General features: G+C 65.8%; 10 protein-coding genes and 1 pseudogene. 5 read left to right on the forward strand and 6 right to left on the reverse strand.

Annotation, left to right across the window (positions count from 1 at the left end; genetic code table 11):
- From FKP22_RS11925 to FKP22_RS11945, 5 genes and pseudogenes are all read right to left on the reverse strand, one after another.
- Positions 1 to 183: pseudogene (locus FKP22_RS11925) on the reverse strand (hypothetical protein); the annotation flags it as partial.
- A gap of 61 nt (positions 184 to 244) precedes the next feature.
- Complete coding sequence (locus tag FKP22_RS11930) at positions 245 to 1936, reverse strand: long-chain-fatty-acid--CoA ligase (RefSeq protein WP_141287713.1); 1692 nt, start codon at positions 1934 to 1936, stop codon at positions 245 to 247.
- 207 nt (positions 1937 to 2143) lie between these two features.
- Positions 2144 to 3595 carry an NAD(P)(+) transhydrogenase (Re/Si-specific) subunit beta gene (locus FKP22_RS11935; protein WP_141287714.1) on the reverse strand — a complete coding sequence of 484 codons (1452 nt, stop codon included), beginning with the start codon at positions 3593 to 3595 and terminating at the stop codon, positions 2144 to 2146.
- A complete protein-coding gene (locus FKP22_RS11940) occupies positions 3595 to 3912 on the reverse strand; it encodes an NAD(P) transhydrogenase subunit alpha part 2 (protein ID WP_141287715.1) in 318 nt (105 codons plus the stop codon). Before FKP22_RS11940 ends, FKP22_RS11935 begins: the two co-directional genes overlap by 1 nt.
- A gap of 22 nt (positions 3913 to 3934) precedes the next feature.
- The gene (locus FKP22_RS11945) at positions 3935 to 5077 is read right to left on the reverse strand and encodes an NAD(P) transhydrogenase subunit alpha (protein ID WP_141287716.1); all 1143 of its coding nucleotides are present in this window, start codon (positions 5075 to 5077) and stop codon (positions 3935 to 3937) included.
- A gap of 202 nt (positions 5078 to 5279) precedes the next feature.
- Here FKP22_RS11945 and FKP22_RS11950 point away from each other — a divergent pair, with 202 nt between their 5' ends.
- The 4 genes from FKP22_RS11950 to FKP22_RS11965 all read left to right on the forward strand — a co-directional run bounded on the left by FKP22_RS11950 (position 5280) and on the right by FKP22_RS11965 (position 8778).
- Positions 5280 to 5780, forward strand: coding sequence for an NUDIX hydrolase (locus tag FKP22_RS11950; RefSeq protein ID WP_141287717.1), 501 nt, complete (start codon positions 5280 to 5282; stop codon positions 5778 to 5780).
- A 33-nt stretch (positions 5781 to 5813) separates the two neighbouring features.
- The gene (gene mnmA, locus FKP22_RS11955) at positions 5814 to 6926 is read left to right on the forward strand and encodes a tRNA 2-thiouridine(34) synthase MnmA (protein ID WP_141287718.1); all 1113 of its coding nucleotides are present in this window, start codon (positions 5814 to 5816) and stop codon (positions 6924 to 6926) included.
- A 101-nt stretch (positions 6927 to 7027) separates the two neighbouring features.
- Positions 7028 to 7420 carry a helix-turn-helix domain-containing protein gene (locus FKP22_RS11960; RefSeq protein ID WP_231010610.1) on the forward strand — a complete coding sequence of 131 codons (393 nt, stop codon included), beginning with the start codon at positions 7028 to 7030 and terminating at the stop codon, positions 7418 to 7420.
- Positions 7421 to 7596: 176 nt separating this feature from the next.
- Entirely contained in the window at positions 7597 to 8778 is a 1182-nt protein-coding gene (locus tag FKP22_RS11965) for a type II toxin-antitoxin system HipA family toxin (RefSeq protein ID WP_231010611.1), read from the forward strand.
- A 46-nt stretch (positions 8779 to 8824) separates the two neighbouring features.
- Here FKP22_RS11965 and FKP22_RS11970 read toward each other — a convergent pair whose 3' ends face one another.
- Entirely contained in the window at positions 8825 to 9406 is a 582-nt protein-coding gene (locus FKP22_RS11970) for a thioredoxin fold domain-containing protein (protein ID WP_141287720.1), read from the reverse strand.
- A 47-nt stretch (positions 9407 to 9453) separates the two neighbouring features.
- Here FKP22_RS11970 and FKP22_RS33415 point away from each other — a divergent pair.
- Positions 9454 to 9701: hypothetical protein (locus tag FKP22_RS33415; protein WP_211361385.1), on the forward strand; the 248-nt coding region annotated here is incomplete at its 3' end.

Genomic DNA, 9701 nt, shown 5'->3' on the forward strand with positions numbered 1-9701 from the left:
GCCTGCGGCCAGCAGCTGCGCCAGGTCGGCTTCGCTCACGCCGTTGACGGCCTGCAGCCAATAGCTGTCAGGCTTGCTGTCGTTGATCACCAGCAGCAGGTTGCGCACCGGCCGGCTGAGGCTGGCCGCCTTGGTCTGGATCTCTGCCAGGCCGGCAGGGGTCTTCACATAGTGAATGCTCATCACGGGACCTGCTGCGGGCCCCTGGCCCGCCCAACGACGTTATGGACAGCCTTGCCCGTCTTCAGCGGGCTGTGGCTGGCGTGGGCTTGTCGCGCAATTCGCGGCGCAGCACCTTGCCTACCGGAGTCTTCGGCAGGTCTGTGCGGAATTCAATCACACGTGGCCGTTTGTAACCGGTCAAATTCGCTTCGCACCAGTGGCGCACGTCGGCTTCGGTCAATGCCGGGTCTTTTTTCACGATCACGACCTTCACCGCCTCGCCGGCTTTTTCGTCCGCCACGCCTACCGCAGCGCATTCCAGCACGCCAGCCATCTGGGTGATCACGTCTTCGATCTCGTTCGGGTACACGTTGAAACCCGAGACCAGGATCATGTCCTTCTTGCGGTCGACGATGCGGAAGTAGCCGCGCTCGTCCATCACGCCCACGTCGCCGGTGCGGAAGAAGCCGTCGGCCGTCATGACCTTGGCGGTTTCGTCCGGCCGCTGCCAGTAGCCGGCCATCACCTGCGGGCCACGGATCGCGATCTCGCCGGCCTGGCCATTCGGCACGGTGTTGCCGTCATCGTCCAGCAGCGCCAGCTCGGTGTTGGGCACCGGCAGGCCTATCGTGCCGGTGTAGGCCGCCACGTCCACCGGGTTGCACGAGGCCACCGGCGAGGTTTCCGAAAGGCCGTAGCCCTCGCAGATCGGGCAGCCGGTCTTCTCCAGCCACAGCCGCGCCGTTGCCTGCTGCACCGCCATGCCGCCGCCCACCGAGATCTTCAGGTGGCTCCAGTCCACCTTGTCGAAGTCCGGGTGGTTGGCCAGCGCGTTGAAGAGGGTGTTGACCGCCGGGAAGCTGTGGAAACGCTCGTTCGACAGCTCCTTGAGCACGCTGGGCAGGTCGCGCGGGTTGGCCAGCAGGATGCCGCAGCCGCCCATGCGCAGGCCCAGCATCATGTTCGTGTTGAAGCCGAAGATGTGATAGAGCGGCAGCGCGCAGATGGTGACCAGCTGCTCGCCGGCCGGCACCTTGCCGAGCGCCGGCTGGTACCAGGCTTCGGACTGCAGCACATTGGCCACCAGGTTGCGGTGCAGCAGCACCGCGCCCTTGCTCACGCCGGTGGTGCCGCCGGTGTACTGCAGCACCGCGATGTCGTCCGGCCCGACGGCGGGCGCGGTGAAGGTCTTGTTGCGGCCGGCGGCAATCGCGTCGTTGAAGCGCAGTGCCTTGGGCAGCTCGAACGGCGGCACCAGCTTCTTGGCCTTGCGCACCACGTAGTTGACGATGGCGCCCTTCAGGAAGCCCAGCGTGTCGCCCATCGCGGCCAGGATCACGTGCTGGATCGGCGCGGCGGCCTGCACTGCCTGGTAGGTGTGGGCGAAGTTCTCCAGGATGATCAGGCCCTTGGCGCCCGAGTCCTTCAGCTGGTGCTCCAGCTCGCGTGGCGTGTAGAGCGGGTTGACGTTGACCACCACCATGCCGGCCCGCAGGATGCCGGCCACCGCGACCGGGTACTGCGGCACGTTGGGCATCATCACCGCGATGCGGTCGCCACGCTGCAGGCCGCTGGCCTGCAGGTAGGCCGCAAAGGCACGCGAAAGCTCGTCGATCTGGGAGAAGCTGTAGCTCTTGCCCATGAACTTGTAGGCGGGCAAGCGGCTGTATTTCTGGAAGCTCTCTTCCAGCAGCGCCACCAGCGAAGGATAGACATCCGTCTTGACCTCGGCCGGCACGCCTGCGGGATATTGCTTCAACCAGACTTTTTCCATCCAGAACTCCATGTCCAACCCCCTATTTTGTCCTGCGCCGCTGCGCTGCAGCATCGGTGGATTCGATAGCGCAGGAGAACACGCGGGCCGGGGCTTGCCCGCGGGTCTTGGCAAATGCCTGTCCTGGCTTGCAAGTGCTGTGCGCACTGCGCGGCCCGGTCAGCAAAAAGCCGGGCAATGCCCGGCCGTTGAGGTGAGCGGCCGGGTCTACTCGATGGCCTTCACCATGTCTTCGACGACCTTCTTCGCATCGCCGAACACCATCATCGTCTTGTCCATGTAGAACAGCTCATTGTCCAGCCCTGCGTAGCCGGCCGCCATCGAGCGCTTGTTGACGATGATGGTCTTGGCCTTGTAGGCCTCCAGGATGGGCATGCCGTAGATCGGCGAGCCCTTGGTCAGCGCCGCGGGGTTCACCACGTCGTTGGCGCCCAGGATGATGGCCACGTCGGCCTGGCCGAACTCGCCGTTGATGTCTTCCATCTCGAAGACCTGGTCATACGGCACCTCGGCCTCGGCCAGCAGCACGTTCATGTGGCCCGGCATGCGCCCGGCAACAGGGTGGATGGCGTACTTCACCGTGATGCCCTTCTCGGTCAGCTTCGCGGCCAGTTCCTTCACCGCATGCTGCGCGCGGGCCACCGCCAGGCCGTAGCCCGGCACGATGACCACCGTCTCGGCATTGCCCAGCACAAAGGCCGCGTCGTCGGCGCTGCCGCTCTTCACGCTGCGCTGCACGGCGCTGCCGGCTGCGGCCGCAGTGGCATCGCCCCCAAAGCCGCCCAGGATCACGTTGAAGAACGAGCGGTTCATCGCCTTGCACATGATGTAGCTCAGGATCGCGCCCGAGCTGCCCACCAGCGAGCCGGCAATGATCAACATCGAGTTGTCCAGCGAGAAGCCGATGCCGGCGGCCGCCCAGCCCGAGTAGCTGTTGAGCATCGAGACGACCACCGGCATGTCGGCGCCGCCGATGGGGATGATGATCAGCACGCCCATCAGGATGCCCAGCGCGCAGATCAGCGCGAAGTCCAGCGTGCTCTGCGAGTGCCAGAAGCCGAACATGAAGAACAGCGAGGCCAGGCCCAGCGCCAGGTTCAGCCAGTGCTGGCCGGCAAAGGTCACCGGCGCACCCTGGAACAGGCGGAACTTGTACTTGCCGCTGAGCTTGCCGAACGCGATCACCGAGCCCGAGAAGGTCACCGCGCCGATGAAGGCGCCCAGCGCCAGTTCGATGCGGTTGCCACCAGGGATCGGCGGCACGGTGCCGTCGGCGGCCTTGGCGACGATGCGGAAGGCATACGGCTCGGCGACGACGGTGGCTGCGATGAACACTGCCGCCAGGCCGATCATGCTGTGCATGAAGGCCACCAGCTCCGGCATCTTGGTCATCTCGACCCGCTTGGCCATGATGGACCCGGCGCTGCCGCCGACCACCAGGCCCAGCAGCACCCAGCACAGGCCGGCGGTGGCCGACAGGCCGGCATCGCCCGCCAGCTTGAAGATCAGCGCCGCGGTGGTGAGCACCGCGATCGTCATGCCGGTCATGCCGAACAGGTTGCCGCGGATCGACGTGGTGGGATGGCTCAGGCCTTTCAAGGCCTGGATGAAGCAGACGCTCGCAATGAGGTACAGCAATGTCACCAAGTTCATGCTCATCACGCGCCCTCCTTCGCCGGCGCCTTGCGCTCTTTCTTCTTGAACATCTCCAGCATGCGCCGCGTGACCAGGAAGCCACCGAAGACGTTCACCGCGGCCAGCGCCACGGCGATCACGCCCATCGTCTTGCCGGCCGGGGTTTCGGTGAGCGCCGCGGCCAGCATCGCGCCGACGATGACGATGGCCGAGATCGCGTTGGTCACCGCCATCAGTGGCGTGTGCAGTGCAGGGGTCACGGTCCAGACCACGTGGTAGCCGACATAGATGGCCAGCACAAAGATGATCAGGTTGGTGAGGGTGGGGGAAATGACGTCCATGGGTGTTCTCCTCGCAGGCCGCTCAGACTTTTTTGACTTCGCCGTTCTGGGTCATCAGGCACGCGGCCACGATGTCGTCGTCCAGCGGCACCTGGAAGCCCGCTTCCTTGGTCAGCACCAGCTTCAGGAAGTCCAGCACGTTGCGGGCGTACAGCGCGCTCGCATCGGCCGCCACCAGCGCCGGCAGGTTGGTTTCGCCGATGAGGGTCACGCCGTGTTTCATCACGGTCTTGCCGGCTTCGGTCAGCGGGCAGTTGCCGCCTGCTTCACCATTCGGGCCGTTGGGGCCCTTGCCGGCCGCGATGTCGACGATCACCGAGCCCGGCTTCATCGCCTTGACCATCTCCTCGGTGATCAGCACCGGCGCGGCGCGGCCGGGGATCAGCGCGGTCGAGATCACCACGTCGGCCGCAGCCACGCGCTTGGCCACTTCGACCTGCTGGCGCGCGAGCCACGAAGGCGGCATCGGCCTGGCATAACCGCCCACGCCGACCGCGGCTTCCTTCTCCTCGGCCGTCTCGTAGGCCACATCGATGAACTTGGCGCCCAGCGACTCGACCTGCTCCTTCACCGAAGGCCGCACGTCTGACGCCTCGATCACCGCGCCCAGCCGCTTGGCCGTGGCAATCGCCTGCAGCCCGGCCACACCCACGCCCAGGATGACGACACGCGCGGCCTTCACGGTGCCGGCTGCCGTCATCAGCATCGGGAAGAAGCGCTGGTACTGGTTGGCCGCCATCATCACGGCCTTGTAGCCGGCGATGTTGGCCTGCGAGGACAGCACGTCCATGCTTTGCGCACGTGTCGTGCGCGGCGCGGCTTCCAGCGCGAAGCTGGTCACGCCTGCGGCGGCGATCTGCGCCAGGCCGGCCTTGTCGAAGGGGTTCAGCATGCCAACCAGTGCGGCGCCCGGCTTCATCAGCCCCAGTTCTTCCTGCGAGGGCCGCTGCACCTTGAGCACCAGCTCGGCACCAAAGGCGGCATTGCGGTCGACGATGGTGGCGCCGGCCGCTTCATAAGCCACGTCCGTCACGCTGGCAGCCAGGCCCGCGCCGGACTGCACGTTCACCGCATGGCCCTGGGCCACGAACTTCTTCGTCGTTTCGGGCGTCACGGCGACGCGCGTCTCCCCCGCTGCTGTCTCAAGCGGTACACCAATCAGCATGGATCTCTCCTCTCCAACGCCTGGAATCTGTGCAGCGGCCGAAGTGGGTTCCTTGCCTGCCTGCTGCTTGCTCTGACATTCAGCTTACAGGAGATAAGGAGAGGCGCCGGCATGCGAAAGACGTGGGTGTCGCGCGCTCGCCGCGAGGCCCCCTAGAACCCGTTGCCGCACGTGTCGCGGAGCCGCCGGATACCATCGCGCCATGCCTGAAGACCGCTGGAAACCAAGCGTCACCGTGGCCGCCATCATCGAGCGTGAAGGCCGCTACCTGCTGGTCGAGGAACACACCTCGCAAGGCCTGCAACTGAACAACCCTGCCGGCCACCTGGAGCCCGGCGAATCGCTGCCCGAAGCGGTCGCCCGCGAAGCCCTGGAAGAGACCGCCTGCCCCTTCGTGCCAGAGGCATTGGTGGGCGTCTACCTGGCCCGCCTGGTGCATGCGCGCACTGGCGAAGACATCCACTACCTGCGCTTCGCTTTTTGCGGCGCGGTGGGCGAGCCCGAGCCTGGCCGCGCGCTGGACGAACCGGTCGTGCGCACCCTCTGGTTGACGCTAGAAGAGGTGCGCGAAAGCGCCACCCGCCACCGCAGCCCGCTGGTGCTGCAGTGCATTGAAGAACACGCCGCTGGCCGGCGCTTTCCGATGGACACGCTGGTCACTCATGAAAGCGTGCAGCGGCTGGGGCCATTGCTGCACAAATAAGCACGACCGTTCGATCTTTTTACAATACGAAATATGACGCCACAACGTGTGGTCGTCGGCCTGTCCGGCGGCGTCGATTCCGCGGTCTCCGCCTGGCTTCTGAAACAGCAAGGCCACGAGGTCGTCGGCATCTTCATGAAAAACTGGGAAGACGATGACGACAGCGAATACTGTTCATCCAACATCGACTTCGTCGACGCCGCCGCGGTGGCCGACGTGATCGGCATCGAGATCGAGCACGTCAACTTCGCCGCCGACTACAAGGACCGCGTCTTCGCCGAATTCCTGCGCGAGTACCAGGCCGGCCGCACGCCCAACCCCGACGTGCTCTGCAACGCAGAGATCAAGTTCAAGGCCTTCCTGGACCACGCGATGCGCCTGGGCGCCGAGAAGATCGCCACCGGGCACTACGCGCGGGTTCGCGAGGTCAATGGTCAGCATCAGCTTCTCAAGGGGCTTGACCCGCTGAAGGACCAGAGCTACTTCCTGCACCGCCTGAACCAGGCCCAGCTGTCCAGGACGCTGTTCCCGGTTGGCGAGCTGCCCAAGACCGAGGTGCGCCGCCTGGCCGAGGAAATCGGCCTGCCCAACGCAAAGAAGAAGGACTCCACCGGCATCTGCTTCATCGGTGAGCGCCCCTTCCGCGAGTTCCTGAACCGCTACCTCAACCACGCCCCCGGCCCGATCCTGGACGACCGCGGCCGCAAGCTGGGCGAACACGTGGGCCTGAGCTTCTACACGCTGGGCCAGCGCCAGGGCCTGGGCATCGGCGGGGTGAAGGATGGAAGGAGGCTCGCCACCAGCGAGCACCTGCCCTGGTACGTCGCCCGCAAGGACCTCGAGCGCAACACGCTTTACGTCGTGCAAGGCCACGAACACCCCTGGCTGCAGTACCGCAGCCTGGTGGCCGCCGATACCAGCTGGGTCGCCGGCGCTGCGCCCACCGCCGGCCAGCTAGGCGCCAAGGCCCGCTACCGCCAAGCCGATGCCGCCTGCACCCTGGCCGAAGGCGCCGGCACCGGTTTCGCGCTGAACTTCAGCGAGGCCCAATGGGCCGTCACCCCGGGCCAGTCCGCCGTGCTGTACGACGGCGAGGTTTGCCTGGGGGGCGGGGTGATTGCGAGTGCGGAGTTGATGGCGGGCTGATCCGGTTTGGGGCGTAGCTCGACGAATGCTCGTTAAATCGAGCATTAATGACGTGCAGCTCGATTTAACGAGCAATCTGGTGGAAAAGCCGCCAGCTCGCTATGATGTTCGTCAAATCGAGGATTGATCTCTTAATGCTCGATTTAACGAGCATGAAAGTCGCCCAATCCACTGTTTTATCCGAAAGCCAGTTGGCCCAAAGTGCCGAACTCGGGCAGCGTTTGGCCCGGCTGCGGCTGGCACGTAAGGTCAAGCAGACCGACGCCGCATTGCGCGCTGGTTTGTCTCGCAACACCGTCTACCGGCTCGAAAAAGGCGATCCAGGCCTGGCCATTGGCCAGGTGCTTCGTTACTTGGAAGCCATTGCCCCCGGCAGCACGCTGGCCGATCTGATGACCGAGGCCGATCCCGCGCTGGCTGCGCTGCAGGTGCGCGAACGCTCCAGGCGCGTGCGCGACCTGAGCGCTGCCGAACTGGAAGCGCTGAACTTCTGAACTCTCAGACGATGGCCGCCCGCGAATCCAGACTCACGGCCTTCATGCACCTGGATACCGCTTGGGCGCCGTGCGGTCAACTGCTGCTGACCGAGGAGGGCGACCGTCTGCTTGCGTCCCGCTTTGCTTACGGGTTGAACTACCTCAGACGCAACGATGCCCAGGAAGTCGACCCCGTGAGCCTCGGCATCTCGGACCGGGCGGCGGTGCTGGGCAAGCAGTTGTTGCCGGTCCGGAACCTGTCATTTTTCGGCGGCATCCGGGATGCGGCACCCGACGCATGGGGCCGGCGCGTGATCGAGGCCAAGCTCAAGGTGCCGGCCAACAGCTTGCCCGAGTCGCAGTACCTGCTGCATGCTGGCAGCGAGCGGGTCGGCGCGCTGGACATTCGCAGTGGCCTCGACCAGGGCCCGGCCGCAGGGGTTGGCGGATGGCACACGCTGGCGCACTTGCTGGAGGCGGCTGATCGCATCGAGGAAGGGCAGCCCGTGCCCGCAAACTTGGAAGCCATTTTCATGGCCGGTACAGCGCTTGGCGGCGCGCGGCCCAAGGCTTCCGTGCGGGACGGAGCGGGTGTGCTCTGGCTGGCCAAGTTTGCCAGCACGCACGACAGCTTCGACGTGCCCGGCATCGAATGCGCCGCCCTGCAATTGGCAGGTGCCGCAGGGCTGAATGTGCCCCCGGTGCGGACGCTGATGCTGGGCCAGCGCCGCATCATGCTGATCCGTCGCTTCGACCGCTTCTGGGCCGCGCCGGGTACTGCCGTGGATGCCAAAGACGACCTCCTGGCAACGACTCCCGGCGAAGACCGAGCCGAACATCGCATGGCCTTCGTCAGCGGGCTCACCATGCTGGCCTGCGACGAAACCGAGTCACGCACCAAGGCCTATGCCGACCTGGCCGAGGCGGTGCGGCGCCACTGCCACCCCAGCGTGATCCGCCAGGACAACGAAGAACTGTTCAAGCGCATGGTCTACAACATCCTCGTCAGCAACGACGACGATCATCTGCGCAACCATGGCTTTGTCTGGGACGCACGGCTGCCGGGCTGGCGGCTCAGTCCGCTGTACGACGTGCTGCCACGCGCCAGCCTCTCGACCGAGCGCTTCCTGCACCTCGGCGTTGGCCCGCAAGGCCGCCTTGCCACGCTGGACAACGCGCTCGCTTCGCATCCCAGGTTCACGCTGTCACAGGCCCGGGCAAGTGAATTGATGGCCCAGGTGTGGCGCGCAACCCGCCAGTGGCGCGTCGCCTTTGAGTCCTCGGGCGTCTCGGACCTGGAGCAGAACAAGATCGCCCCGGCCTTTCGCCACATCGACGACGTCTCCGCGCCAGGTTTGCGCAAGCTGCTGCCTTGACCCACGAAACGCGGGCCGATTTCAGCAGGCCTCAGCCCTTGCCGCTTTACAGCCCCACCATGCCTGCCAGCTGCGCCGTCTCCAGCGCCCCCGTCTGGCTGCCGTATTCGCCGGTCTTGCTGTTGCGGAAGACGATCAGCGGCACGCTGTCCACGCCCATTTGATCGAACAAAGCCATGTTGGCCTTGACCTTGGCGAGCACGGCGTCGCCCGCGTTGGGGTTCACTTCGATGCCGCCCTGGCGTGCCATCAGCCGGGTTTCGTTCAGCTCCATCGCGGCGACCGGGTCGGTGGCGGCGAGGATGGTGGCGCCCTGGGTGAGCGACTGCGGGCGCAGGTAGGGCACCGGCACCCAGACCATCTTCAGCTTGCCGTGCAGCGGCTTGGACTGTTCCCACAGGTGGCCGCAGTGCGGGCAGGTGGTGTCGAAGTAGACGTAGACGGTGTTGGCCGCCATCACCGGGCCGACGGTGAAGCCCTGGGCCTTGGCCGACAGCTCGTAGGCCTGCTGCGGGTTGAGCTTGGTGGCCGAAGGCGCTGCGGCCTGGGCCGGCTTCTCGCTGCAGGCGGCCAGGCCGGCGGCCAGCAGCATGCTCGAGGTCTTGAGGGCGAAGTGTCGACGGTTCACTGCGATGTCCTTGGGAAAACGGATGGAAATGGCGCGCTGCCGCGGCTGTGACTGCTGCTGCAAGATTTGGTTTCAACGATTATCCGCAGGCTTTGGCTGACCCGCCGCCGGGCGGCTGCCTCGGGCCGACGAACGGCGCGCATGACGGCGGCGTGACTTTCGCGCTCCCGCTCCCATGGCATGCTCGCAGTTCCGCCTTCGTGGCTGACGCAGCGCATGCTGCCCGTTCCATGGCCGATGCTCAAGCCCCGCTGACGAACGACCCCACGGCTGCCAAGACGCCGACATCCGCGCC

The organism is Ideonella azotifigens, assembly GCF_006519715.1.
GTDB classification, from domain to species: domain Bacteria; phylum Pseudomonadota; class Gammaproteobacteria; order Burkholderiales; family Burkholderiaceae_C; genus Ideonella; species Ideonella azotifigens.

Coding starts and splice junctions, on each gene's coding strand:
- FKP22_RS11930 (WP_141287713.1), bottom strand. CDS start 1,936: ATGGAAAAAGTCTGGTTGAAGCAATATCCCGCAGGCGTGCCGGCCGAG.
- FKP22_RS11935 (WP_141287714.1), bottom strand. CDS start 3,595: ATGAGCATGAACTTGGTGACATTGCTGTACCTCATTGCGAGCGTCTGC.
- FKP22_RS11940 (WP_141287715.1), bottom strand. CDS start 3,912: ATGGACGTCATTTCCCCCACCCTCACCAACCTGATCATCTTTGTGCTG.
- FKP22_RS11945 (WP_141287716.1), bottom strand. CDS start 5,077: ATGCTGATTGGTGTACCGCTTGAGACAGCAGCGGGGGAGACGCGCGTC.
- FKP22_RS11950 (WP_141287717.1), top strand. CDS start 5,280: ATGCCTGAAGACCGCTGGAAACCAAGCGTCACCGTGGCCGCCATCATC.
- mnmA (WP_141287718.1), top strand. CDS start 5,814: ATGACGCCACAACGTGTGGTCGTCGGCCTGTCCGGCGGCGTCGATTCC.
- FKP22_RS11960 (WP_231010610.1), top strand. CDS start 7,028: ATGATGTTCGTCAAATCGAGGATTGATCTCTTAATGCTCGATTTAACG.